At 67.5% G+C, this 26371-nt stretch carries 18 protein-coding genes and 1 pseudogene; 6 read left to right on the top strand and 13 right to left on the bottom strand.

Annotated elements, in window-relative coordinates:
• Nucleotides 1-194: 194 nt before the first annotated feature.
• From ABIC25_RS02965 to ABIC25_RS02955, 3 genes are all read left to right on the top strand, one after another.
• Nucleotides 195-1958, top strand: coding sequence for an ABC transporter ATP-binding protein (locus ABIC25_RS02965; RefSeq protein ID WP_248644950.1), 1764 nt, complete (start codon nt 195-197; stop codon nt 1956-1958).
• The gene (locus ABIC25_RS02960; RefSeq protein WP_354559873.1) at nt 1951-3858 is read left to right on the top strand and encodes an ABC transporter ATP-binding protein; all 1908 of its coding nucleotides are present in this window, start codon (nt 1951-1953) and stop codon (nt 3856-3858) included. Before ABIC25_RS02965 ends, ABIC25_RS02960 begins: the two co-directional genes overlap by 8 nt.
• Before the next feature lie 62 nt (nt 3859-3920).
• A complete protein-coding gene (locus ABIC25_RS02955; protein ID WP_354559871.1) occupies nt 3921-4901 on the top strand; it encodes an alpha/beta hydrolase in 981 nt (326 codons plus the stop codon).
• Here the strand turns inward: ABIC25_RS02955 and ABIC25_RS02950 are convergent.
• From ABIC25_RS02950 to ABIC25_RS02920, 7 genes are all read right to left on the bottom strand, one after another.
• Nucleotides 4836-6740: an ABC transporter ATP-binding protein gene (locus ABIC25_RS02950; protein WP_420871526.1), complete on the bottom strand. Its 1905-nt coding sequence runs from the start codon at nt 6738-6740 to the stop codon at nt 4836-4838. The two genes, ABIC25_RS02955 and ABIC25_RS02950, sit on opposite strands and share 66 nt — an antisense overlap.
• Nucleotides 6741-6930: 190 nt before the next feature.
• Nucleotides 6931-7629 (bottom strand): MspA family porin, encoded by a 699-nt coding sequence (locus tag ABIC25_RS02945; RefSeq protein WP_248644947.1) that lies wholly within the window; start codon nt 7627-7629, stop codon nt 6931-6933.
• Nucleotides 7630-7700: 71 nt separating this feature from the next.
• Complete coding sequence (locus ABIC25_RS02940) at nt 7701-8342, bottom strand: MspA family porin (RefSeq protein ID WP_248644946.1); 642 nt, start codon at nt 8340-8342, stop codon at nt 7701-7703.
• Nucleotides 8343-9047: 705 nt separating this feature from the next.
• Nucleotides 9048-9716, bottom strand: coding sequence for a MogA/MoaB family molybdenum cofactor biosynthesis protein (locus tag ABIC25_RS02935; RefSeq protein ID WP_004020045.1), 669 nt, complete (start codon nt 9714-9716; stop codon nt 9048-9050).
• A gap of 139 nt (nt 9717-9855) precedes the next feature.
• The gene (locus ABIC25_RS02930; protein ID WP_239403747.1) at nt 9856-11373 is read right to left on the bottom strand and encodes a trypsin-like peptidase domain-containing protein; all 1518 of its coding nucleotides are present in this window, start codon (nt 11371-11373) and stop codon (nt 9856-9858) included.
• Between the two features lie 218 nt (nt 11374-11591).
• A complete protein-coding gene (locus ABIC25_RS02925; protein WP_033203686.1) occupies nt 11592-13127 on the bottom strand; it encodes a sensor histidine kinase in 1536 nt (511 codons plus the stop codon).
• Nucleotides 13127-13813: a response regulator transcription factor gene (locus ABIC25_RS02920; RefSeq protein WP_004020048.1), complete on the bottom strand. Its 687-nt coding sequence runs from the start codon at nt 13811-13813 to the stop codon at nt 13127-13129. Before ABIC25_RS02920 ends, ABIC25_RS02925 begins: the two co-directional genes overlap by 1 nt.
• A 240-nt stretch (nt 13814-14053) precedes the next feature.
• Between ABIC25_RS02920 and ABIC25_RS02915 the strand changes: the two genes are divergently transcribed.
• Both ABIC25_RS02915 and ABIC25_RS24930 read left to right on the top strand, forming a co-directional pair.
• On the top strand, nt 14054-18169 hold the full coding sequence (locus ABIC25_RS02915) for a bifunctional nitrate reductase/sulfite reductase flavoprotein subunit alpha (protein ID WP_248645555.1): 4116 nt from the start codon (nt 14054-14056) through the stop codon (nt 18167-18169).
• 312 nt (nt 18170-18481) lie between these two features.
• A pseudogene (locus ABIC25_RS24930) lies at nt 18482-18664 on the top strand (GIY-YIG nuclease family protein); the annotation flags it as partial.
• A 318-nt stretch (nt 18665-18982) separates the two neighbouring features.
• Here the strand turns inward: ABIC25_RS24930 and ABIC25_RS02905 are convergent.
• The 6 genes from ABIC25_RS02905 to ABIC25_RS02880 form a co-directional block, all read right to left on the bottom strand.
• Nucleotides 18983-19318: a Rieske (2Fe-2S) protein gene (locus ABIC25_RS02905; RefSeq protein WP_354559868.1), complete on the bottom strand. Its 336-nt coding sequence runs from the start codon at nt 19316-19318 to the stop codon at nt 18983-18985.
• Entirely contained in the window at nt 19315-21825 is a 2511-nt protein-coding gene (gene nirB, locus ABIC25_RS02900; protein WP_248644943.1) for a nitrite reductase large subunit NirB, read from the bottom strand. The genes ABIC25_RS02905 and nirB overlap by 4 nt, the downstream gene beginning before the upstream one ends.
• Complete coding sequence (locus tag ABIC25_RS02895) at nt 21825-22172, bottom strand: hypothetical protein (RefSeq protein WP_033203836.1); 348 nt, start codon at nt 22170-22172, stop codon at nt 21825-21827. Before ABIC25_RS02895 ends, nirB begins: the two co-directional genes overlap by 1 nt.
• Nucleotides 22173-22279: 107 nt before the next feature.
• A complete protein-coding gene (locus ABIC25_RS02890; RefSeq protein ID WP_248644942.1) occupies nt 22280-22633 on the bottom strand; it encodes a DUF2834 domain-containing protein in 354 nt (117 codons plus the stop codon).
• Between the two features lie 76 nt (nt 22634-22709).
• Nucleotides 22710-24329, bottom strand: a complete 1620-nt coding sequence (locus tag ABIC25_RS02885; RefSeq protein WP_354559866.1) for an FAD-dependent oxidoreductase — start codon at nt 24327-24329, stop codon at nt 22710-22712.
• Nucleotides 24329-25252, bottom strand: a complete 924-nt coding sequence (locus ABIC25_RS02880) for an AurF N-oxygenase family protein (protein WP_004020056.1) — start codon at nt 25250-25252, stop codon at nt 24329-24331. Before ABIC25_RS02880 ends, ABIC25_RS02885 begins: the two co-directional genes overlap by 1 nt.
• Nucleotides 25253-25441: 189 nt before the next feature.
• On the opposite strand from ABIC25_RS02880, the gene ABIC25_RS02875 reads away from it, so the two are divergent.
• The gene (locus tag ABIC25_RS02875) at nt 25442-26212 is read left to right on the top strand and encodes an SDR family oxidoreductase (protein WP_248644940.1); all 771 of its coding nucleotides are present in this window, start codon (nt 25442-25444) and stop codon (nt 26210-26212) included.
• Nucleotides 26213-26371 lie beyond the last annotated feature (159 nt).

Below are 26371 nucleotides of genomic sequence, written 5' to 3'. Positions count from 1 at the left end.
AGCATTCTTCGCGCCCATTTTGCGATAGAGCGGATGAATCGTCGGCCGGGATATCCGGTGCGGTCCGGCGCAAAACGCGCGCATGTAGACTTCGGAACACTCACGACCGCGCATCCACCGAGCCCGATGTCGGGGCAGAATTTCCGTTCCGCGCGGTTCGCCAGCGTCACCACGACCCGGAGTAGCCTCACCTGATGCCCGTCACCCGCTCGCTGAGCAAGGATGAGGTCCGCGCGCTGCTCGCGCTCCTGTTCGACGCGCTCCGGGCCACCCGCTGGGCCTGTGCCGGCTTCCTCGTCTTCCAGCTGGCGTCGGTGTTCACCACACTCGCCCAGCCGGCACTGAACGCCGCGATCATCGACGACGGCATCCTGCGCGGCGACGTGGCCACGATCAAACGAGTCGGTGTGCTGATGGTCGTCGTCGCCGTGATCAACCTGGTGGTGTCGATCGGAGCCACTTTTCTCGCGTCACACATTTCGGCGACCGCCGCGCGCGACCTCCGCCTCCGCCTGCACAGCCGGATCAGTGCGTTCAGCGATCCGCAGGTCCACTCCATCGGCCTGTCGAGCCTGCTGACGCGTACCACCGGTGATGTCGGCCAGGTCCAGGGATTCCTCTTCGTCGCCCTGACCGTCGTGGTGACCGCACCGTTGATGCTGTTCGGCGCACTGGTGCTCTCGCTGGTTCAGGGCTGGCGGATGGCACCGGTGCTGGTCGTCGCGGGGACGGTGCTCGTGATCCTGGTCGCCGTGCTCGTACGACGTCTGGTGCCGTGGGCCTCCCAGCTGCAGCGTCGCCTCGACGTCGTCAACAGGGTGCTGCGCGAGCAGTTGCGCGGGATCGCGATCATCCGGACCTTCCGTCGCGAGGACCGCGAGCGCACTCGGTTCGCGGCGGAGAACGACGAACTCACCCATGTGGCCCTGCGTCTGGGTCGTCTGCAGGTCCTGATGCTCCCGATGGTCACCGTCGTCTCGAACCTCGCCGTGGTCACGGTGACCGCGTTGGGTGCGGTCTTCGTCGACCGCGGGGAGATGCAGATCGGCCAGATCACCGCCACGGTGGGATACCTCGCGCAGATCCTGCTGGCGGTGTCGTTGCTGACCATGATCGCCGGGATCATCCCGCGCGCCGTCACCAGCGCGGGACGCATCACCGAGGTACTCGACACCGAGCCCCTCGACCCGGGCGCTCCCCAGGCGGATGGATCGTCGACGCCACCCGCGATCGTCTTCGACGCGGTGTCCGTCTCCTTCCCAGGGGCCGAGGCCCCCACCGTCGACGAGGTCTCGCTGTTCTGCGCGCCCGGCACGGTCACCGGCATCCTCGGCGGCACCGGGAGCGGCAAATCGACTCTGCTGTCCCTGCCCCTGCGGTTCGCCGACCCGACCTCGGGGCTCCTCCGCTGGGACGCGCACGACGTGACCGGCCTCGCACCCGCGTGGGTTCGGGCACGAAGTGCGTTCGTCGGTCAGGGCGCGGAACTCATCACCGGGACGATCGCCGACAACCTGCGGATCGCCCGCCCCGACGCGACCGACGACGAACTGTGGTCCGCCCTCGAGGTCGCCGCGGCCACCGACTTCGTCTCGACGCGTCCCGGCGCTCTCGAGGCCGCGGTGTCGCAGGAGGGACGCAACTTCTCCGGCGGTCAGCGTCAACGGCTGGCGCTGGCCCGCGCGGTGCTCCGCCGGCCGTCGCTGTACGTGCTCGACGACCCCTTCAGCGCCCTCGACGTCGACACCGAGGCCGCGATCATCGACCGCCTGCGGCGGGCCGATCCGGACGCGACGGTCCTGCTCGCCGCGCAGCGGGTGTCATCGGTGCAGCGAGCCGACGTCATCGCGGTGCTCGACGCCGGACGAATCGTCGACCTGGGCACCGACTCCGTGCTGCGGGACCGCAGCGAGATCTACCGGGAGATCGCCTACGCACAGGCGGTGACCAATGCTTGACCAGCGGTCGCAGACGCGGCCGGGCGCACCCACCGAGGGCCGGCGACCGACTCCGTCGCCGAAGACGACCGGGCCGGACGGATCCCTGCGTTGGATCGTGCGGCAGCTCGACCTGAGCCGGGGTCGTGGTGCCGCGATCTCCCTCTTCGCCATCCTGGCGGCCGTCGCAGGCGTGGTCGCACCGATCCTGTTCGGCGCGATCACCAACGTCATCGTCGACGGCACGGTCGGCGAGGCGACGATGGACTGGAGGCTGCTCTGGACCCTGCTCGGCGTCCAGATCGTGGTGTTCGTGGCCGCCGCGGCCTGCAGCCTCGCCCAGGGCCAGCTGCTGACCGTCGCCGTGCAGCGGTCGGTGGCCGGACTCCGCGCCCGGATCGAGGACAAGATCCACCGGCTGCCGCTGCGCTACTTCGAGAACACCAAACGCGGTGCGCTGGTGAGCAAGTTGACGGCGCACACCGACAACGCCGCCACCGTGATCGCCCCGGTGCTGGTGACCGTCCCGACGAATGCCCTGACGCTCGTCGTCGTCACCGCCGTGCTGTTCGTCATCTCCCCGGTCCTGGCAGGCGTCGCTCTCGTCGCCGCGCCCGTGTCGGCGCTGGCCGCGGTCCTGCTCGCCCGCCGGGCGCGGCCGCACCTCGAGTCCCGGTGGACGACCACCGCCGCCCTGACCGGTCACGTCGAGGAGGAGCTCAGCGCGCGCCGGATGCTGCAGGCCTACAACGCCGAACCGACTGCGGCACGTCGTTTCCGCGACCTCAACGACAGCCTCTTCTCCTCGGTCCGTTCCGCCCAGTGGATCGGCGGTTCACTGCCCTCCGTGCTGACCGCGGTCAATGCCCTGGTGTTCCTCGTCCTGGCCGTCCTCGGCGGGATCATGGTGGTCGACGGCCATCTGAGTCTCGGCGCGGCCCAGGTCGTGGTCGTGTTCGCGCAACAGCTGACCAGTGCGGTCCGCGAGCTCGCCGGCTTCGTCACCAAGGTCCAGTCCGGAACGGTGTCGGCGAGCAAGGTCCGCGAGGTGCTCGAGGCCCCCGAGGACGTCGGGGTCGACACCGGCGTGCCGATACCCGCCTCATCCGGCCGGCACCAGCTCCCACCCGAGATCGTCTTCGACGACGTGGCTTTCGCGTACGACGAGGACAACCCCGTCCTCGGGTCGGTGAGTTTCCGCATGGCGCCCGGCACGACCACCGCCGTGGTCGGAACCACCGGGTCGGGCAAGACCACCCTCACCAACCTCCTGCAGGCGTTCTACACACCGAGCCGCGGATCGATCACCATCGACGGCGTCGACCTCACCGAACTCGGACCGCAGCAGGTTCGCACCGACATGGCCGTCGTCACCCAGGAGCCGTGGCTGTTCACCGGAACCGTCCGCGAGAACATCGCCTTCGGCATCGACGACGGGCGGGCGGTGGACGCCGCACTCGATGACAGCCACGTCGCGCAGATCGTCGCCGCACTGCCGAACGGCATCGACACCATCATCGGTCAAGAATCCGAGAACCTCAGCGCAGGCGAGAAACAGCTGGTCACCGTTGCGCGGGCGATCGCGTCGTCGCCGAAGATCCTTATCCTCGACGAGGCGACGAGCGCTGCCGACCCCCGTACCGAGCTGCTCGTCCAACGCGCCCTGCACCGCCTGCGGGCGGGGACCACCACCTTGCTGATCACCCACCGCATGGCGACCGCCGCGTTGGCCGACACGATCGTCGTGCTCGACGATAGGGTGATTGCCGAGGCCGGGACCCACCAGGAACTGATCGCCGCGGGCGGCATCTACGCCCGGCGGTGCGGACTGGCGCCGGGCGGTCCGGGTGAGGCCACTCGGGACGACGAGCGGGTGGACGGCAGCAGTCCGAACGGTCCGGACACGGGGTCGAACCCGTGACAGAAGGCAGGAGCCAGCGCGGGTCGGGTCACCGGTCCGTCGTCTCCCGATCAGGAGGAAACGTGTACAGCAGTCTGCGCAGGCTCGGGTTGGCGGCAGTCGTCGCCCTCAGCGTCTCGCTCGTCGCCCCGCTGACCGGTGGGGCGAGCGCGGCACCACGACTGGTCGACGCCGGTTCACCCGGCCGTGTCACCGACATCGTGGTGCATTCCGACGCGATGAATCGCGATGTTCCGCTCACGGTGATCAAGCCGGCCGACAAGTCGAAGCCGCGCGGGGTGCTCTACCTGCTCAACGGTGCGGGCGGCGGCGAGGACCGCGCCAACTGGCTGGAGAAGACCGACATCGTCGAGTTCACCCGCAACAAGAATCTGTACGTGGTGATCCCGAACGCCGGACAGTACAGCTACTACACCGACTGGCAGAAGCCCGATCCGGTTCTCGGCGTGCACAAGTGGTCGACCTTCCTGGGCAAGGAGCTGCCCGCGGTCGTCGACGCCACGTACAACACCTCGGGCCGCAACGCCATCGGTGGGATCTCGTCGTCGGCGACGTCGGTGCTGAACCTCGCCATCGAGCACCCTGATCTCTACGAGGCCGTCGGCTCCTACAGCGGCTGCCCGACGACGTCGGATCCGTTCGGACAGGAGTACATCCGCCTCGTCGTGGAGACCCGCGGCGACGGCGACGCCACCAACATGTGGGGCCCCTACGGCGGTTCCGGTTGGCGCGCCCACGATCCGGTGGTCAACGCCGCCAAACTCCGCGGCCAGAAGCTCTACATCAGCAATGCCGGTGGTCTGCCCGGGCAGTACGACAATCCCCGGTACGTGAAGGATCTGGACACCCTCGCCGACCAGGTCGTCGTCGGTGGCGTGATCGAGGGCGCCACCCTCGGATGCACCGTCCAGCTCCTCAACCGTCTCGGTGAGCTGAACATCCCGGCGACCGTGGATCTCCCGCCGACCGGCACCCACTCATGGCTGTACTGGCAGGACCAGCTGCACCGTTCGTGGTCGTTCTACGAACGCGCCCTCGGATAGCCCCCGCCTCGCTCGCCGCGGCCCCATCGGCCCGGCAGCGAGGAAACGACCGTCGCGCAACTCGACTCGCCGGTCGGCGAGCTCGAGAACGCGCGGGTCATGGCTGATGAGAAGCGTGGTCCGGGTGGACGCGATCTCCGCGAGTGGCCGGAGGATCTCGCCGACGCTCTCGTCGTCGAGACCGGTGGTCGGTTCGTCGAGGACGAGCACCGGCCGGTTCCGCAGGACCGTGCGCGCCAGCGCGATTCGCTGTCGCTGACCGCCGGACAGGTTCTCCCCTCGCTCGACGACCTCGGCGTCGAAGCCGCCACTCATTCTCGAGATGAACTCGGCTGCGCCCGCGGTCTTCGCGGCCGCGCTGATGTCGGCCGCTGTGGCGGTCTCGAGACCGAAGCGGATGTTCTCGGCGATCGTGCCGCGCATCAGGGCCGGTTGCTGGTGCAGCACCGACAGGTGCGCCCGTAACCCGGCCGCGTCGAGGTCGCGAATGTCGGTGCCGTTCAACCGGATCGTGCCCGCATCGGGGTCGTACAGGCGCAACAGCAGATAGGTCAGGGTGCTCTTGCCCGCGCCGCTCGGACCCGTGATCGCCAGCGTCTCACCCGCGCGGATCTCCAGGTGGGCGTCCTCGAGAACCTGAGACCTGCTGTCCGGGTACGCGAACGACACGCCGGTCAGTGACAAGGTCGCGGGGCCGGAGTCCGCGACCACGGAGCCGGCAGGGGCCCGGGCGGCGACACTCGGTTCGGTGGGGCCGGGATCGAGGAGGTGCTCGTCGGCAGCACCCATCGGCGCATCGAGGACCTGGGCCACCCGTTCGGCACTCGCGGTCGCGGACGTGATCTCGACGACCAGACCGCCCAGCGTCTGGATCTGCGGGTAGAGGTAGCCGAGATAGCCGGTCAGGGCGATCAGTGTGCCCAATTGCGCCTCGCCCCGGGAGATCTGCCACGCCCCGAACGCGATGACGGCGATCATGCACAGCACCTCCACGACCGTCACGGCCTCGGTGAAGGCGGCGTCGGCCCGTAGCTCCGACATCCGGGCATCCCGCCACCGGCGGCTCTGGTCGGCGACCCGGTGCCGGTGACGCGCTGTCTGATTGTCGGCCTGCAAGGCCACCATGGAGCCGATGCCCTCGGCGACAAGCGAACTGATCTGCCCGGCCGCCTCCCGTTCCCGACGCGAGGCGCGTTTCACCGCGGTCCCGAATCGACGGGCGATCAGCCACAGCAGCGGCGCGAGGATCGCCGCGATCAGCGCCAGCTGCCAGTTCGTCACGAATGCCGCGAGCCCGTAGACGAGCACGCTCACCGCCGCGACGACGCCGGCGACCACTCCCGACGACAACAGACTGTCGACCGCCTCGACGTCACCGGTGTTGCGCGACACCAGGTCTCCACCTCCGAATCGGCTCCGCGCATGCGGTGCGAGCCGCTGGGTGTGCGCATACAACTGATCGCGAAGGCGCAGCAGGACCGTCTCGGTGACGTTTCCGGTGAGCATCGCGCCGGCGTACGACGACCCCGCGCCGAGCATCGACACCCCGACCCAGATCGTCATCGGTGTCCAGAGCGCGCCGAGGTCCCCGGACACGAGCACCTCGTCGACGATGTGACCGAACAGGGCGACGGTGACGACCGTGGTGCCCACCTGCACGAGGTGGCACAACACCGCGATCGCGAGTTGCCACCGCAGACCGGCGAGCAGCGGAGCGAACCGACGGACGGTGGCCGGCACGGACAACGCCGCCGGCCCGGTGTCACGACCCGGCATCGGTGGCGCCGACTCCGCCACGGCTCGACCGTCGGCCGCTCTCGATTCGGTTGCAGTGCACACTTGATTTCTCACTCCTCGCCGGCGGGACGGGACCGCCGCGACCGACACTACGACCGATGACCGTCGAAAAACCATGCGAGAAGGCCGGTTACAGGAGACTCACAGCGACACCGCAGCAGCCGCCAACCAAAAACCGCGGGGCGGGAATCCGTTCGGATTCCCGCCCCGCGGCGTGGAGAGAAAGAGTCGATCAGCCGAGGCTGAACGGCTTGCCGTTCAGCGCCACGACACCCTTGACGGCGTCGGTGCTGACGGTCACCTGGATGAAGGCGCGAGCCGACGCGTAACCAGCGCAACTCTCGATCTTGAACTGCTCCTGGCTGTAGGCGACACCGCCCCTCTGGCCCTTGAAGGTGTAAGCACTCAGGTTGTAGTCCTTGTACGCCGTGTTGTCGCCGGAGGTCTCGTCGATCAGCCACTGACGCTTGACCTCACCCGGGCCGAGCGAGACGCCGCCACCGAAAAGGTTGTCGTCGTCGTCGATGGGTGTCAGGCCGCCACCGGCGGTCACGTTACCCGGGGCGTATTCGACCCCGGCCTCGGCGCCGGGAACCTTCGCTTCGCCGCCACCAAAATGGACCTGGCAGCCGACGTCGTAGCCGACCTTGATCGAGCCACCCTCGGCCTTGCCACCGACGGTCACGCGGACCTTGCCCGACAGCCAGCCCTCACGGGTGGTGGGGACATTGCTGATCGGACGCTGGATGCTCACGTACTCGTCGAACAGCTGAACGGTGACGGGCGTGCCATCGACCAGGGTCTTGGTGATGGTGCCACCCGCGAGCGGGCCGGCGGTGGCGCCGCCGGCGCCCAGGCTGGTGAGGCCCATCGCGACGGCACCGGTGATACCGGCCGCCGCAACCACGCGACGCGTGATGTTCTTCTTCATGATTCCCCTTCGTGGAATATCGATCTGCTCAGGGCAGACAAGTCAGGTGGAGCTGGTTATCTGCGCCCGAATCAACCGATGGTGAAGGGCTTGCCGTACAGGGTGGACTGGATGAGGGTGCCCTCGCCGCTCAGCTTGCCGTCATCGGTGCTGTAACCCTTGGCACCGATGGTCTTGACAGCCGAGCGGGCCGAAGCGTAGCCGCCGCACTGGTTCAGATTGAACGAGAGCTGCGACAGCTGGACAGCAGCGACACCGGAGTCGGAGTAGTCCTTGTCGGTGATGCTGACAACAGCAACCTGGCCGGGCGCCAGCGGCAGACTCAGCGATCCGGACAGCGTGGCCGCGGAAAGGCTGATCACGCCACCGAGGTCAAGCGTGATGCCGCTGACGTCGACCTGGCAGCCGACGATGTACTTCACGGCCAGGTTGCCGCCGACGCCCGCTGACGCCTTGCCGGAGTAGGTACCGGAGATCACGAATCCGCGCGATGCGGGGTTGTTCGCGACGGTCGGGATCGGGTACGCGCTCTCGGCGGTACGCCAGGTCTGGATCGACTCGCCGTCGATGCCGGTCGCGTTCTTGTAACCATTCGGCAGCTTCACTGCCGCGGCTTCACCGGCACCCATGCCGGCCAGGCCCACGACCGCGGCCGAGGCGATCGCGACCGCGCCCGCGGCGCGGCGCAGCCCAAGCTTGCTGAACTTGCTCATTCGTTCCCTCTCACAGGATTCGGCTGTTACCCCGCGGAATGCACTCACACCCGCAAGTCATGACCCACGACGTTCGATGGGCTTCCACACAGTTACCACCAAGCCAGCTCTTACGCATGTCTTAGCTGTCGTTAAGAATCCATCGAATTCCTGGTCACTGCTGCGTTGTCACTCGCGACAGATCGCAGGACTACCCCCGGTCCCCGACTCTGGGGACCGGCGTGTCGTCGAGCCGAACGTTATCGGAGGGGTCTCAAGTGGGGCAACAGGAGGACTCGAGCGTGTCACGAACAGGCCACGCACCATCGTGAATACCGGATTCGCCAGCGATCGAAAGTCGAAAGTTAACGACAGGAAAACACCCTGCTGTGCCCGCGTGCGAGCGCGCCCCGCTCACCCGTGATGAGGCGGTCGTTGCGCCTCGAACCAATCCTTAGAATGCCCTGTGTGATGTTGGTCACTCTCGTCTGAAGTCAGTTCAGGGAGGTCGTCCCCGAACACCGAGTCGAGGCGACGACGCCGCGCAGCCCGGTGCTGCGCGGCGTCATCATCGCTGCTCATCGCGGATTTCTCCGGGTCTGTGGGATCGTGTGCCACCGGGTCAGACGTCCAATCGAGAGGCGGTCATCACCCTGTTAACCAGGTGTTTTCTTAGCATTGCTGAACAGATTTCGCAGCCCAGAAACGGCCCGAAGAGCGAACCGGTCAGAACTCGCTGATCGACTCGATCACGTACTTGGCGAGGGGCGCGGCGGTCGCCATCCCGTCACGGACGGCCGCGCGCGAGTTGGCCAGATTCACCACGAGTGTCTGGCCGCTGATTCCGACCAGGCCGCGCGAAAGTCCGCCGTCGGTGGCTCCTGCGGCGAGGCCCGAGCTGCGAACGGCCTCTTCGATGCCGCGCAGACGTCGATCCAGGAGCGGTTCGGTGGCCTCCGGCGTCACATCGCGCGCGCCGACACCCACCCCGCCCACCGACACCACGAGGTCCACACCGCCGATCACCGCGGTGTTGAGCGCGTTGCGGATCTCCACCTCGTCGCCCGAGACCACGACAGCGGCGTCCACGTGGAACCCGGCCTCGGCGAGCAACTCGCTCACGAGCGGGCCGAGAAGTCGTTGATCCTCACCGTGGGCCGCTTCGTCGTCGACCACGACGACCAGCGCGCGGCCGATCTCCTCACCCTGGGGACGATGGGTGGCCTGCTCGTGGCGGGCGACGAATTCACGCGCCGCGGCATCGGCGGCGACCACGTCCGCGGGATCGACCGGTCCCGGCCCGCCCGCGAGGCGGACGTCCAGCGAGTTCTCGTCGATGTCGTTCTCGGCGGAGACGACGGTGTTACCCGGCTTGCGCGAAGCAGCGTCGGACATGACAGGCCCTTTCTATGGGTGGGACCGTCGAAACGGTCTTTCGTGCTGCGCTGCGCCGCCGCCCTGGGCGGTCGTCGACGCAGCCTCCTCGATGCAGTTGTCCTCGCCGGCGGGGACGGTCCCGCCGACGATCACCCCCTCAGCCGACCTCGAGCGTCCCCAGCTTCACCTGGGCGGTCTTGGTCGCACCGTTGTCCACGTAGGTGACGCTGACCGTGTCGCCCGGGGCGTGCGACCGGACCGCGGCCACGAGCGCGTCCCCGGAAGAGATGACGCGGTCGTCGACCTTGGTGATGACCGCGTCGTCGGGGATGCCCGCGCTTGCGGCCGGGCCGCCGGGCGTCACCGCGGTGACCACGGCACCCGGTGCGTCGGACGCTCCACTCGGCCGTACCGACACCCCGATGTTGGCGTGGGTGGCCTTGCCGGTCGATTCGAGTTCCCGGGCCACCCGGATGGCCTGGTCGATCGGGATCGCGAACCCGAGTCCGATGCTGCCACCGGCCTGCTCCTCGCCCCCACCGAGGGTGGCGATGGCGGTGTTGATCCCGATCAGCGCGCCGCGAGCGTTCACGAGTGCGCCGCCGGAGTTGCCGGGGTTGATCGCGGCGTCGGTCTGGATGGCGTCGATGACCGAGGTGGTGTTGGTTCCGGGGTCACGCGACGTCAGCACCGGCCGATTGAGTGCGCTGATGATCCCGGTCGTGACGGTCCCCGCGAGTCCGAGGGGCGAGCCGATCGCGATCACGTCCTGCCCGACGGCGAGATTGTTCGAGTTGCCGACGGTGATCGGTGTCAGGTCGTCGCGGTCGACCTTGATGACCGCGATGTCGGAGATGGGGTCGGCGCCGAGGACACGGGCCTGCGATCGCGAACCGTCGGCGAAGTTGACCGCGACGCGCGATGCCGGGCCGTCGCCGCCGGCACTGACGACGTGATTGTTCGTCATGATGACGCCGTCGTCGCTGAGCACCACCCCCGAGCCGGAGCCCATCGCCCCGCCGGAGGCGACTTCGATGGAGACCACCGACGGGGTGACCCGGGCCGCGACCTCTTGGACGGAACCGGCCGGCGCGGCCACCGGGGCCGTGTTGCCATTGCCGGGATCGCCGCCCAGCGGGCCGCTGCTGGTGCTGGAACCGCCGTCGGAATCGGCCAGGTTGTATCCGGCGACACCGCCCGCACCGCCCGCGACCAACGCGAGCACGAGGGCACCCACTCCCAGGGCGACGAGGCGTCCGCCGCCCCCCTTCTTCTTGGTGGGCGCGGCCGACGAGCCGTCCGCGCCCTGGCCCGGCATGCCGGGCTGCGAGCCGAGCTGCGCGCCATAGGGCGCCGGCCCCGACTGTCCGTACGCGGGACCCGGACCGTAGGGGCCCTGAGGCGGGAACGGACTCGTGCCGGGTCGGCCGTACGACGACGTCGGCGCATTGCTGCCGGGGTAACCGGGCCGGCCGCCCGGTGCGGGGAAGGACCCGGACGGCGGGCCGAACGAACCACCCGGCGATGACGCTTCGTTCCCGGGCGCCGCGTGGTGGGCCCCGGCAGGCCGGCCGCCACCGGGTTGACCGCCACCGTGCTGATCGCCACCGGGTTGACCATCCCCGTGCTGACCGCCCCCGTAGGAACCGTCACCGTGCGAACCGCCAGTCGTCATCTTCGTCTCTTCCTCGTCGGTCCGGCCGTGTGCTCGTGCTCGTCTGTGCAGCCGGTGCTGATCTGTTCCGATGGACGGGCCGGGACCGATTCCTCGGCCGTGTACCCGAACTGCGCCTTCAGTCAACCCTATCGATGACCAGGTCACACCGGGTGCGTACGGAGCCGTTCGCCGTCGCCGGCAGCTGAGTCGTCGGCGCCGATGTCACCGCTTCTCCTCTACTGACGAATCACCTGCGGGGATGGTTCCGCGGCAGTTGCCCGGCCCGGCAGGGTCATCCGGATCAGCGCTCCCCCCAGCGGCGACGTGTCGGCCACCACGGTGCCGCCGTGTCGTTCGACCACCTGACGCACGATCGCCAGTCCCAGGCCCGATCCCGGCATCGACCGCGACTGGGTGGACCGATAGAACCGCTCGAACACGAGACCGCGGTCCTCCTCGGGGATTCCGGGGCCGGCGTCGGCGACGGTGAGCTGCGCACTCGACATCCCGACCTGGGTGAGGCCGACACTCACCGTCCGACCCGGCGGGCTCCACTTGGCCGCGTTGTCGAGAACGTTGAGCACTGCGCGCGAGAGGCCGTGCGCCTCGCCGAAGACGAACCACGGCGAGAGATCGACCTCGAATTCGACGTCGTTGCGGCGCCGTCGAACTCGCTCGAGGGCCTGTTCGACGATCTCGGCGACGTCGACCTCCTCGTACACCACCTCGGGGGCGTCCTCGCGTGCGAGATCGACGAGATCGCCCACCAGCGTGGACAACTCCTCGATCTGCGCCACCACGTCGGCCCGCAGGTCGATCATGTCGTCCTCGGGTACGGCTCGGGCGCCCGGTCGGCTCGCCGCGATCAACAGCTCCAGGTTGGTCCGCAAGGAGGTCAGGGGGGTTCGCAGTTCGTGGCCGGCGTCGGCGACGAGACGCGCCTGCCGGTCCCGTGATTCGTCGAGGGCGCGCAGCATCGCATTGAAACTCGCGGTGAGCTTGGCCAATTCGTCGTTGCCCGTGACCGGGATGGGTGTGAGGTCGTTGGTTCGGGCGACCCGCTCCACAGCCCGGTTGAGCCGGGCCACCGGCCGGAGTCCGGCGCGCGCCACCGTCGTCCCGGCCAGGGCGGCCAGCGCGACCCCGCCGCAGCCGACCACGAACAGCACCCAGGCCAGACGTTTGAGTACCCGGTCGGTCTGGATCAGGCTCTGCGCGAGCACGAGGGTATTGCCGTCGTCGAGTTTGCGCGTCAGGACTCGCTGGTTTCGCGTGGTGCGCAAGCTCTGCTGCGTCGAGCCGGGCACCGACGGCGATCGGACGATGCCGCGCTCGACGTCGTCGAAGGGCACCTGGCCGATCAGATATGTCTCGCCGCCGGGGGTCACCAGCGCGATCGAGATGTTGGTGGAGAACACCGTGCCCGCCACCAGTTGTTCGGGCTGCGTGCGCAGCACCCCCGCTCGGGCGAGCGCGGCCATCCCGTCGGCGCGACTCTCGAGCTGCTGGTCGACGTCGTTGTACATCGCGCGGTAGACGACGAAGTACGCGGCGGCCGCCATCAGGCTCACCGAGACCAGGACGACGGTCGCCGACAGGATCGTCACCCGGGTCCGCAGCGACACCGCGCGCATCAGCGGCATCGGCGCGCGCATCTCCTTCTCGTCGGATCCGTCACCGGCGCTGTGCCCCGTGATCGCCCGGGTGACCCGGTCGCGGAGGAGATCCCGCGTCCTCGGACGTGACGCGGGGTTCGACGACTTCCCCATCACTAGGGCGGCGTCTCCCGGAGTACATATCCGACGCCGCGCACGGTGTGGATCAGTCGTGGCTCACCGTCGGCCTCGGTCTTGCGCCGCAGATACCCGACATAGACCTCGAGGGCGTTGCCCGACGTCGGGAAGTCGTATCCCCACACCTCTTCGAGGATGCGGCTGCGCGACAACACGCGGCGCGGGTTGGCCATCAGCATCTCGAGCAGGGCGAACTCGGTGCGGGTCAGGCTGATCGGACGCTCGCCTCGGGTGACGTCACGGGTGACGGGGTCGAGCGAGAGATCGGCGAAGGTGAGGGTTTCCGAGTCCGCGTCGTCGTCGGGTGACGCACGACGCAGCAGCGCCCGCAACCGGGCCAGGAGTTCTTCGAGGGCGAACGGTTTCGGCAGGTAGTCATCGGCCCCGGCGTCGAGGCCCGACACCCGCTCGGACACCGAGTCACGGGCGGTCAGGACCAGGATGGGGAGGTCGTCACCGGCGGAACGGAGTCGGCGACACACCTCGAGACCGTCGAGACGGGGCATCATGACATCGAGGATGACCACGTCGGGCCGGTCGGCCAGGATCTTCTCGAGTGCCTCGATGCCGTCGCCGGCGGTCTCGACGCTGTAGCCGTTGAAGGTGAGCGACCGTCGCAACGACTCCCGGACGGCCCGATCGTCATCGACCACGAGGATGCGCATGGATACAGTCTTATCCACCCCGGCTGAGATCCGGCTGAGCAACGCCGAAACCCGCTCGTTCGAGTGACGGTCTCGTCGCTCACCTGCGGTTCTCGCACCCTTTCACATCCGGGACCGAGTCCTGTGAGGTCAAGTTGATGGATGCGTAACGCCGGGCTTCGGGTCGCGAAACATCGACCTAAGACGCTGGAACCCGTGACCGTCCCTGCCCCGACTCGTTCTGTCGTGTCCCCATCGGTGATGTCGCTGTGCGCCTACTGCGGCGTCGGCTGCGGCATGGAGATGAAGCTCGACGACGACTCCGACCGGGTCACCAAGACGATCGGACGATCCGATCATCCGACCAATTTCGGCCGCCTGTGCACCAAGGGGTCGACGACCGCGGACATGCTCTCGGCCGGCGGACGCCTGTCGACTCCCCTCGTGCGGGACGATCGCGGCGGTCAGCTCCGGCCCGCCGAACTCGACGACGTCATCACCGACACGGCTCGCCGGCTTCGCACCGTGATCGACGAGCACGGGCCCGACGCGGTGGCCCTGTACGTCTCGGGCCAGATGTCGCTCGAGGCGCAGTACCTGGCGAACAAACTGGCCAAGGGGTTCTTGCGCACCAACCAGATCGAGTCGAACTCGCGGCTCTGCATGGCCAGCGCCGGGACCGGGTACAAGTTGTCACTCGGCTCGGACGGGCCGCCCGGGTCGTATCAGGACTTCGACCACGCCGACGTCTTCCTCGTCATCGGCGCCAACATGGCCGACTGTCACCCGATCCTGTTCCTGCGCATGATGGACCGCGTCAAAGCCGGAGCCAATCTGATCGTCGTCGACCCGCGACGCACGGCGACCGCCGACAAAGCCGATCTGTTCCTGCAGATCCGGTCCGGGACCGACCTCGCCTTCCTCAACGGTCTGCTCCATCTGCTCATCGAGAACGGCCACACCGACTCCGAGTTCATCGAGTCCTTCACCGACGGCTTCGACCAGATCCCCGAGTTCGCCGCCCAGTACCCGCCGGAGGTCGTCGAATCGATCACCGGGATACCGGCAGCCGACCTGCGGGCGGCCGCCGACCTCATCGGGAACGCAGCCAACTGGATGAGCTGCTGGACCATGGGTCTCAACCAGTCCACCCACGGGACGTGGAACACCAACGCGCTCATCAACCTCCACCTCGCCAGCGGTGCCATCTGCCGACTCGGCAGCGGACCGTTCTCGCTGACCGGGCAGCCGAATGCCATGGGCGGCCGCGAGATGGGTTACATGGGTCCGGGCCTGCCCGGCCAGCGCTCGGTGGTGTCCGCGGCGGATCGCGACTTCGTCGAGGACATCTGGGGTGTCCCGGCCGGGACGCTACGCACCGACGTCGGTGGCGGCACCATCGACATGTTCCAGCGCATGGCCGACGGTGAGATCAAGGCGTGCTGGATCATCTGCACCAATCCCGTTGCCTCGGTGGCCAATCGCAAGACCGTCATCGAGGGACTCGAACGCGCCGAACTCGTGATCGCCCAGGACACCTTCGTCGAGACCGAGACCAACCAGTACGCCGACGTCGTCCTGCCCGCGACCCTGTGGTCGGAGTCGACCGGTGTCATGGTCAACTCCGAACGCAACCTCACCCTGTTCGAACCCGCGCTCGCCGCACCCGGACAGGCGATCCCGGACTGGCAGATGATCGCGCGGATCGCCTCGGAGATGGGCTTCGCCGACGCCTTCGACTACTCGAGCGCCGAAGAGGTGTTCGCGGAGATCACGCGGTTCGCGAACCCGAACACCGGGTACGACCTGCGCGGGGTGACCTACGACCGACTCCGCCGGACTCCGATGCAGTGGCCGTGTCCACCGGTCTCCGACGACGCCGCCGACCCGGCCGACAGCGGTGCCCGCAACCCGATCCGGTATCTCAACGACGGTCGCAGCCAAACCCTGCACCGCCTCGACGACGGGTCGACGCCGCGGCTGGCCTTTGCCACCCCGACCCGCCGCGCGCAGTTCTTCGCCCGCCCGCACCTCGACGCGGCCGAGATGCCCGACGACGACTATCCGTTCCTGCTCAACACGGGCCGGTTGCCGCATCAGTGGCACACCATGACCAAGACCGGACGGGTGGCCAAGCTGAACAAACTGAATCCGGAGCCCTTCGTCGAGATCCACCCGGACGATGCCGACCGGCTGAGCATCACAGCCGCGGACAAGGTCGAGGTCGCGTCCCGGCGGGGCCGGGCGGTGTTGCCCGCGCGGATCTCCGACCGCGTCCGGCCCGGCAACTGCTTCGTGCCGTTCCATTGGAACGACGTCTTCGGCGAGCATCTCGCGATCAACGCGGTCACGTCCGACGCGGTGGACCCGCTCTCGCAGCAGCCGGAGCTGAAGGTGTGCGCGGTGACCTTGATCCGGGTACCGGCTGCGCGTGGAGACGCCGACGACGCGCCGGTCGTCGCCGCCGGGTCGACGAGACTGACCGAAGCACTGGGGGTGTCCGAGGTGGCGCCGCCCCCGATGACGCCGGCCGAACGCCTCTATCTGGCCGGATTGGCGGCCGGGGTGGGTGCATCTCCCGCGGGCAGTCCGGTCCTTCCGGCCGATGCACCACTGGGTGCCGAGCTGCGCGTCTGGGTGTCGGGCGTGCTCGCGGGCCTGTACTCCCGGGGCACCGTGGCGCCTGATACGGGTGCACCCCAGGGAGATTCGTCGTCGACGGTGCCGGACACCGACACCGTGACCGTGCTGTGGGCGTCGCAGATGGGCAACGCCGAGGAACTCGCCGTGGAAACGGCCGAACGGGTGAAGGCCAGTGGTCTGCGAGTGGATGCCCGATCCATGGACGACGTCGAGGTCGGCGAATTGAAGGGCACCGCCCTGTTCGTCACCTCGACCACCGGAGACGGCGACCCACCGGACAACGGCACATCCTTCTGGGATGCCCTGAACTCCGACGACGCTCCCGACCTGACCGGGGTCGACTACGCGGTGCTGGCGCTCGGCGACTCCAATTACGACGACTTCTGCGGACACGGACGCAATCTCGACACCCGCATCGGCGAACTGGGTGGACGCCGCCTGCTCGATCGTGTCGACTGCGAACCCGACTTCGAGGAGACGGCCGGCGGCTGGTTGACCGAGGTCATCCGGGCGATCAGCATGTCGAACCGGGCGCCCACCTCCGGGGTCGACGACGACCGGGTGACCGTGGTCAGCGAACCGGCCGACTCCGCGGCGGCACCGTCGGTGCGATCCGCGCCGGCCTACTCGCGCAAGAAGCCCCTGCTCACCTCGCTCGTCCGGAACGTCAGACTCAACTCCGACGGGTCGCGGAAAGACGTGCGGAACTTCGGCTTTCATCTCCCCGCCGACACCCTGTCCTATCAGGCCGGTGACGCGCTGGGGGTGTGGCCACGCAACGATCCCGCACTCGTCGGGGAATTCCTCGAGCGCACCGGTCTCGACGCCGGCGCGTCGGTGACGGTGGCCGGCGAGAACCTGCCCCTGCACGACGCCTTGCGGGAGCGGATCGAGTTCGCCCGTGTGACACCCGATCTCGTCCGCTTCGTCGCCGATCGAACCGGCTCCGCCGACCTCAAGACCCTGATCGCCGCCGGGAACAAGCAGCAGTTCACCGAGTGGGCGTGGGGACGTCAGTCGGTGGACATCCTGGCCGATCACCCCGTCGCCGCCGACGTCGAGGAGTGGATGCAGGTCCTCAAACCGATGTCGCCGCGTTCGTATTCGATCTCCTCGAGCCCCATGGAAAGTCCCGACGAAGTCCAGCTGACGGTGTCGGCGGTGCGCTACAACCTGTTCGGGACACCCCGGGGCGGCGTCTGCTCGACCTTCCTCGCCGACCGCGCCGACGACGAGATCGGTGTCTTCGTGACGTCGACCAGTCACTTCCGTCCGCCGGCCGATCCCGACACCCCGATGATCATGATCGGTCCCGGTACCGGCATCGCCCCGTTCCGCGGGTTCCTGCGCGAGCGTGAGGCGTTGGGGCACAACGGAAAGAACTGGTTGTTCTTCGGCGAGCAGTACTCGGCCACCGACTTCTACTACCGCGACGAGCTGACGGCGATGCTCGGTGACGGAGTGTTGACCCGCCTCGACGTCGCCTTCTCACGCGACCAGGACCGCAAGATCTACGTGCAGGATCGGATGCGCGAGCACGGCGAGGAGCTCTACCAGTGGTTGCACGACGGCGCCCACGTGTACGTCTGCGGGGACGCGACGAAGATGGCCAAGGACGTCGACGCAACACTGAAAGGCATTGTCGCGCAGCACGGTCGCCGATCCCCCGCGAGTGCGGAATCCTACGTCAAGGCACTCGCCGCCGACAAGCGGTACGTGCGAGACGTGTACTGATTCCCATGCTCCCTGAGGTGCGAGGAGCGACCCCCATGCTCCCTGAGGTGCGAAGAGCGACCCCCTCTGCTCCCCAAGGCGCGAGCTTGCGAGCGTCACGAAGGGTTCTCGCAACCACACCCACAACCTCCCACCGCTCCCTGCGCAATGCCCGACAGCCGCAACCCCTACCGCTCCCTGAGGAGGCCCGGAGCCTGCGGAGGGCCGTCACGAAGGGTCCTCGCAACCACACGATCCGAACTGACAACACTTTCATCCGGCGGTGTGTACAAGCATCGATGAAGCGACTCGTCCATACACAGAGCTGTACGCATGCCGTCATTGGTTCACATGTGCCCCGAGGATGGGCGGATGGCATGGGTCTATCTACTCGAGTGCGCCGACAGCTTGTTCTACGTCGGGAGCACGCGCGATCTTGACAAGCGACTGCAACAGCACAGTTCCGCGCAAGTCGGGTTCACATCCCGACGACGCCCGGTGAAGCTCATGTGGGCGGCTGAACTAGAGTTGCAGGACGCTTACGCGATCGAGCGACGCATCCACGGGTGGTCACGTTGCGAAGAAGCGTGCCCTGATCGACGGAGACGTCGAACTCCTTCGTCAACTCTCGAGTCGCGCCAAGGGGAGCATCTCGGTGAGCAGTCGCCCAGACCCTTCGTGACGCTCGCAAGCTCGCTCCTCAGGGAGCAGGATGGGACGCTCGCAAGCTCGCTCCTCAGGGAGCAGGATGGGGCCCTCGCAAGCTCGCTCCTCAGGGAGCATTCGATGGTCACCATCACACCTCAGGAGCATTCCGATGGTCGCCATCGCTCCTCAGGGAGCGCTATCCAACCAGAGCACGATGTCCCCGCCGCGCTCCTCGACCCGGTAGACGCCGACGGAACCGATTCCGTCCGTGGTACATCGACCGTCGGCGAGCCCGAAGGCGTACTGGTGCAACGGGCAGACGACCCTGCCCAGATCGAACTGGCCATCGGCGAGCGGTCCCCCGCGGTGAGGGCAGACGGCGTCGGTGGCGCGCAGGGTCCCGTCGGTCAGCCGGAACACCGCGACCTGTCTGTCCTGCACCGCATATGCCCGACTCTCGCCGATCTGCAGATCCGCGATGGGACCGACGACGACGCCGGCGTCCACCGACACGCTGGTCATCGGACCGGCACCTGGGGCAGCGGAAGCAGCGGCAGCGCCGACGTGAACTGTGCGGGCGACTTCGGTTCGGCGCGATCGAGCCAGGGATCGACGTAGGCCTCGACTGCGGCGTCGATCCCCTCCTGTAACCCCGCCACCAGTCCGTCACGGTCGTCGACGATGATCGCGCGGAGTTCGTCGATGCCGATGCGCGGCACGAATGAGTATGTGCGCTCCAGCCACTTGCCCTGCTCGCGGTAGTACTGGATGAAGATGCCGCACAACCGGATCACCTCGTCGGCCGAGTCGACCGTCGCGAGCAGGTCACCCTTGCGGATGTGCGCGCCTGCGGCGCCACCGACGTAGATCTCCCACTTGCCGTCGCCGATCGCGACGACGCCGAAGTCCTTGCACAGCGCCTCCGCGCAGTTACGTGGGCATCCGGTCACCGCGAGTTTGAGCTTCGCCGGCGACTCCAGCCCCTGGTACCGGGTCTCGATGTCGATGCCGAGTTGTGTCGAATCGCCGAGTCCGAATCGGCAGTAATCGGTTCCGACACAGGTTTTCACGGTTCGGAAACTCTTGCCGTAGGCGTACCCCGACGGCATGCCGAGATCTTCCCAGACCTTCGGCAGGTCTTCCTTCTTCACGCCGAGCAGGTCCAGTCGTTGTCCACCGGTCGCCTTGATCATCGGTATCGAGTACTTCTCGGCGACGTCGGCGATCTTGCGCAACTGATCGGGCGAGGTCACCCCGCCCTTCATCTGGGGCACCACCGAGAACGTGCCGTCGCGCTGGATGTTGGCGTGCACACGGTCGTTGACGAACAGTGCGCCGGGTTCGCGCTTCCAGTCCGAACCCCAGATGATCCGCAACAGCGACGCGAGCGGCATCTTGGCGGTCGCGTCCTCACCGTCGGGTGCGAGTTTGTCGAACACCTCGCTGACCGACCGGAGGTTCTGCCGTCGGATGGCGGCGATGAGTTCGGGTTTCGTCAGCGGGATGGCCGGTACGTACCAGTCGGCCGAAGCGTCGGCGGTGAGCGCGTCGCCCGCGGCCAGTTCGACGATGTCGGCGACGAGACCCTTGCAGGACCCACAGCCCTTGCCGGCGCGGGTCTTCGCACACACATCCCCGACGCTCGTGCACCCCGACGCGACGCAGGCCACGATGTCACCTTTGGTGACCCCGTTGCAGTTGCACACCTGCACGTCGTCGGCGAGTTCGGCCGCCCCGGTCTCGGCGCTGGGCGTGCCCAGGTCGAACAGCATCGAGATGCGCTCGTCCGGCAACGGGACCTTGTCGTCGAATGCCTGGGTGAGGAAATTGACCTTCGAGATGTCCCCCAACAGCATCGCTCCGATGAGCTTGTTGTCGCGGACCACCACACTCTTGTAGACGCCGTTGCGCGGTTCGTAGAACTGGACGAACTCGTCGTCCTCGCGTTCGGGGCCCTTGACACCCATGGCCGCGACGTCGACGCCGGCGACCTTGAGCTTGGTGGTCAGGCGCGAACCATGGTACTCCGCAGCCGGATTCGCGCCCGTCAGCACGTCGGCGAGCACCACCGCCTGCTCCCACAGCGGCGCGACCAGACCGTACACCTCGCTGCGGTGCTGCGCGCATTCGCCGACCGCGTAGATGAACGCCTCGTCCTCGCAACGCATCTGATCGTCGACGACGATTCCGCGTTCGACGACCAAGCCCGCGCCGCGCGCGATCTCGACGTTGGGCCGGATGCCGGCGGTCACGACAATCATGTCGGCGGGCAGCGAATCCCCGTCGGTGAAACCGACGCCGGCAACGGTCCCGTCGTCGTTGCGCAGCACCGCGGTGGTCCGCTTACCGGTGTGGACACCGACCCCGAGCGCTTCGATCTGGTTGCGCAGCACCTTGCCGCCGCGCTCGTCGAGTTGCTGGTTCATCAGATGCCCGGGCGAGTGGACGACGTCGACGGCCAGCCCCTGCGTCCGAAGGCCATAAGCGGCTTCGAGTCCCAGCAACCCGCCGCCGATCACCACCGCGCGCACGTCGTCACGAGACGCCGCCATCTGCAGCATGCCGTTGGTGTCCTCGATGGTGCGGAAGCCGAACACCCCGCGCGCGAGCCGGCCGTCGGACTCGCGCAGTCCGTCCATGTTCGGGAAGAACGTGTGGGACCCGGTGGCGACGATCAGCACGTCGAATCCGATGATCCGTCCGCTCGCGCAGGTCACCGTCTTGGCGAACCGGTCGATCGACTCGGCACGATCACCGGAGTGGAGAGTGACGTCGTTCTCCCGGTACCACGCCATCGGGTTGAGCATCAGATCGTCGTCGTCGACCGCGGCCTCACCGGCCAGCACGTGACTGAGCATGATCCGGTTGTAGTTGCCGTACGGCTCGTCGCCGATCATGGTGATGTCGAACTGATCCCGGCCTCCCCGGGAGATGATCTCCTCCACGGTGCGCGCGCCGGCCATGCCGTTGCCGACCACCACCAGCCTGCGGACCGCCTCCCGGTCAGGCGTCGCGTACTCGCCGCCCATCAGAAGACGACCATCCCGAAGTCGACGACGACCTCGCCGCTCGCCCCCTCGGGCGCAGCGAGCAGGAGTTCCAGTGTGCTGTCGGGTTCCACGTCCTCGACGACCCGCAACGGCACATTGACCGACGACTTCGCCCCCATGGGGAACATTCGCATCGGGGTGCCGTCGCGCACGAGGGTCACGCAGATGAGTTCGTCGGAGCTGTTACCGCCGCGAAAGTACAACGGCTGAGCCGTCATTCCCGACGGCACGACGAAGGTCAGCGACGCGTCGATCGGCCCCGGCTTGGACAGACCCGAGCCGGCGAACGCATGGACACCCTGTAGAAAACGTGGAGTGCTCGACATGTCGCCACTATCCGCGAGGCGCATGAAATGCGACTTGCCTCGGTGTTACGGCGACGTTGTCTGGTTCTCACCGGGCCCGCCCGCCGAGGAGAGCGCGGGCAACGCGACTATCGCGCGCCGAGCGCACGCTCCCGCGCGAGGAAGAAGAACGGGATCGCGGTGGCGATACCCACCCCGAAGGTCAGCACCACCGACGCGGCCCACCAGGGCAGGATGCGGAGCCGACGGGCTTCGGCGAAGGCCCACAGGTGAAAGCCGATGACGACGAAGGTGAGGTCCACCATCGCGAACCGGCCCGGAGTCGTCTTCAGGATGTCGCCGACGAAGAAGTCCTTCACCGACTCGGGACCGTTACGTCGTACGTAGGGAATCGCGATGGCGTTCTGGGTCACCAGCGCAGCCACGAAGACCACGAACAACGATCGCTCGCGCCACTTCTGGTCGGTATCGGTCGTCGTCATCGCGCCTCCCTCGACATGCCGGGATCGTGCCACGGTCGAGCGCCGGCGCGGCGAGATTCCGCGCCGACGATGGACCTCAGGTCCGGCGCCACCCGGCGGCGCCGACCATCTCGGCGACCTGGGTGAACTTCACCCGCGGCCGCCCCTGCTCGAGGCCCCGACGCCGTTCACGTCGATCGATGGCACGCATTCCGCGGTAGCCGATCACCGTCGCGACGCGCTTGCGGACCAGGGCGCCGAACGCACCGGGTTCGCGATCGGTGCGTCGGAGACGTCCCGCCGCGGCATCGGCGAGGAAGTCCTCGACGGTTCGCGTGGCACACATCTTGTTGGCGCCGATCCCGCCGCTGGGTCCGCGCTTGGCCCAGCCGAGCACATAACCGCCCGGGATGATCGCGCCCGTCTCGTCGACGAGGCGGCCGTCGACGTTGCTGAAGACTCCACGCGCATCGTCGAAGGTGAGCCCGGGAATCGGGGTCGAACGATAGCCGATCGAGCGCACCACGAGATCGGTCGCGATGTGGTGACGTCCCTCGCCGGTGCGGACCGTGACGGACTCGACCTGCGAATCACCGGTGATCTCCTCGGGGCTGCTGTGGAACAGGAACACGATTCGGCGGCGATTCGGATCGGCCGGCTCACGGAACCTGGAGAGGTCGGCACCGTCGACCTCGTCGATGACCTCGACCTCGACGCCCGGGATCTCCGACAGCGCACGGTATTCGGCCGCGGTGTAGGCCGCCGAGGCCTGATCGCGACGACCCAGCAGAACCACTTCGTGCACGTTCTGCTCGGCCAGCAGGTCCAGCGCACGGTCGGCGATGTCGGTGGTGGCCAACAGCTCCGGCGGCGACACCAGGATGCGCGCGATGTCGAGAGCGACGTTGCCGGTACCGACGACGACCGCGCGGCCCATCGCCGGGTCGTCGGAGGTTCCGCGACGCAACGGCGGCCCGGCGTCGACGCCGGGCACCCCGTTGTACCAGGCCACCAGATCGGTGGCCGAGGTCGAGCCCGGAAGGTCCTCGCCCGGAATGCCCAGTCGCCGCGACTCACTCGCGCCAACCGCGTAGAACACGGCGTCGAAGTGCTCGGCCAGTTCGGCGGGCGTGATCTGGTCTCGACCGTCGCCGATGGTCACGTTGGTGAGCATCGTGACCCGGGGATCGCGGTAGAGCAGGTCGAAGCCGCGGAGCACGCCCTTGGTGCCCGGGTGATCCGGGGCGACCCCGGCGCGCACGAGCCCGCCCGGCGTCGGGAGTTTGTCGATCACGGTGACCCGCGCCTCGGTCCGATCGAGCAGCGTGCGCAGCGCGTAACCGCCGGAGGGACCGGTGCCGACCAGCGCGACGCGGAGTCCCGCAGGCAGTTTCGGCACGTCCGGATAGGTGACCGTCGACTCCGAGTCCTCGCCGATGGGCGCCCAGCCCGACCGGACATCCGGGTTGTTCTTGTAGAAGTCCGCGTTGATGTCGATGAAGACCTTGTCCCGGGTGCCGAGCTTGTCGGCGGGATAGATCGCGTCGACCGGGCAGGCGTCGGCGCAGGCGCCGCAGTCGATGCACGCCTCGGGATCGATGTGCAGGATGTCGGAGCTGCCGAAGCCGCGCTCCTCCGGCGTCGGATGGATGCAGTTGACCGGGCACACGGCGACGCATGCCGCGTCGCTACAACATGATTGGGTGATGACGAACATCAGAGCATGTGCGCTTTCCGGTAGTACCGCATGGCCGGCTTGGTGAGCAGTCCCACCTCGTCGAGGAATTCCATGAGGTGGGCGCAGCTGCTGCGGATCATCGAGTGGAAGTGCGAATTGCTGCGCATCTCCCGGACAGCACGGTCGACGTCGAGTCCGGCGTCGGCAAAGGCCTTGGGCTGCACCAGACTCGTCACGATGAAGTAGGCCCCGACGGCGACCGCGAATGCGCTGAATTGGCGGCGCGCCCAGCTGACGCCCTCCAGGGAGTCACGGACCTCTTCGCGCGCGAACTTCATGTGGCGCGACTCTTCGAGGACGTGGATCTCGTTCACGGTGCGGATGAAGTCGAGCACCCGGTCGTCGCGCATGCAGCCGCGCTGGAAGACGTCCAAGACCTCTTCGGCGACCAGGATGCCGGCGTAGGCGACCTCGTTCTTCGCGGTCTGCATGAAGATCTTGCCGAGGCGCGAGACCTTCTTCGACGGGTGGTAAGAGGCGCCGACCATCTTCTCCGACGCCTTGGCGAACATCAGCGAGTGCCGGCACTCGTCGGCGACCTCGGTCAGCGCGAACTGGAACTCCGACCCGTGGTAGTCGCCGAGGTACTGATCGCGTATGACCATCTCCTGCAGGATCATCTCGAACCAGATCCCGATGTTCATGATCGACGCGAACTCGTGGCGCGTCACCGAGATGCGCTGCTCCTCGGTCAGCTCGTCCCAGTACGCGGTTCCGTACAGCGAGGACCACTCCGGGCTGCACCCGTACTTGGTGGGGTCCATCGGCTTGGACCAGTCGATCTCGGTCATCGCGTTGCGTGACAACCGGGCGGCCGATGCCAGCAACCGTGCCGAGACCTCTTCGGTTCCCTGGTCACGCAGACTGATGACGTTCTCGGATCGTTCCATCGCGGCGGTCATGGAGCACTCGCTTCCCGGTCGTCGATCGTGACAATGATCGATGTAATGACAATGCGTGTTGTCAAGATAGCACCGCCGTGTGACCGAGTAAACGAATCGACGAATATACTCACCGGTAAGTTCGACACCGAGCACGATCGTCGCAGGTCATCGACGTCCAACTGTTCTGTTCACCGACTAGGAGTTCGCATGCCTTCCATCTTCATCACCGGCGGCGCCGCCGGAATCGGTCTCGCCACCGCGGAACGTTTCGGCCGCGAAGGATGGACCGTCGGCGTCTACGACGTCGACGTCGACGCGCTGGCGAAGGTGAAGGCAGACCATCCCGACTTCATCACCGGCACCATCGACGTCCGGGAACCGGAGCAGTGGGCCGAGGCCCTCGCCGAGTTCACCTCGCACACCGGCGGCACACTCGACGTCCTCGACAACAACGCCGGCATCCTCCACGAGGGCCAGATCGACCACATCACGCCGGATCAGATCAAGCGTCAGATCGACATCGACGCCCTCGGCGTCGCGCTCGGCGCGCAGGCCGCGTACCCGTACCTGAAGAAGACGCCGGGCGCGCACCTGGTGAACATCGGATCGGCGTCGGCCATCTACGGCCAGCCCGGCATCGCGGTCTACTCGGCCACCAAGTTCTTCGTCGCCGGCCTCACCGAGGCACTCGAGCTCGAGTGGGAGCACGACGACATCCGCGTCGTCAGCATCTGGCCGCTCTGGGCCAAGACCGCGCTCGCGACCGGCGGCGCGAAGTCGACGAAGACGCTGGGCATCCGTATCACCCCCGAGCAGGTCGCCGACAAGATCTGGGAGTCGGTGCACCCGACCCGCCAGGACAAGCTGCTGCATCGCACCAGCTACTCCGTCGGCACGCAGACCCTCGTCCTCCAGAACGCCGCCAAGTTCATCCCGAACTTCCTCAACCGGACCGTCAACAAGTACATCGCCCAGTAGTCCCGCACCCCCGCAAACCCACCCCTTTTCCAGACACCCACCGGGCTTAATGGACTGCTCCCCGGGAGTTGGACTGAAAATCAGTTTCGACTACCCGGGGAGAGTTGTATGCATCCACGTAGTTCGTTGTCGGTGGAGCAGCGTGAGCGGGCGGTAGCC

Origin of the sequence: Gordonia sp. PvP123 (genome assembly GCF_040547295.1) — a bacterium.
GTDB lineage: Bacteria > Actinomycetota > Actinomycetes > Mycobacteriales > Mycobacteriaceae > Gordonia > Gordonia terrae.
This window is presented reverse-complemented; position numbering and strand designations above follow the sequence as displayed.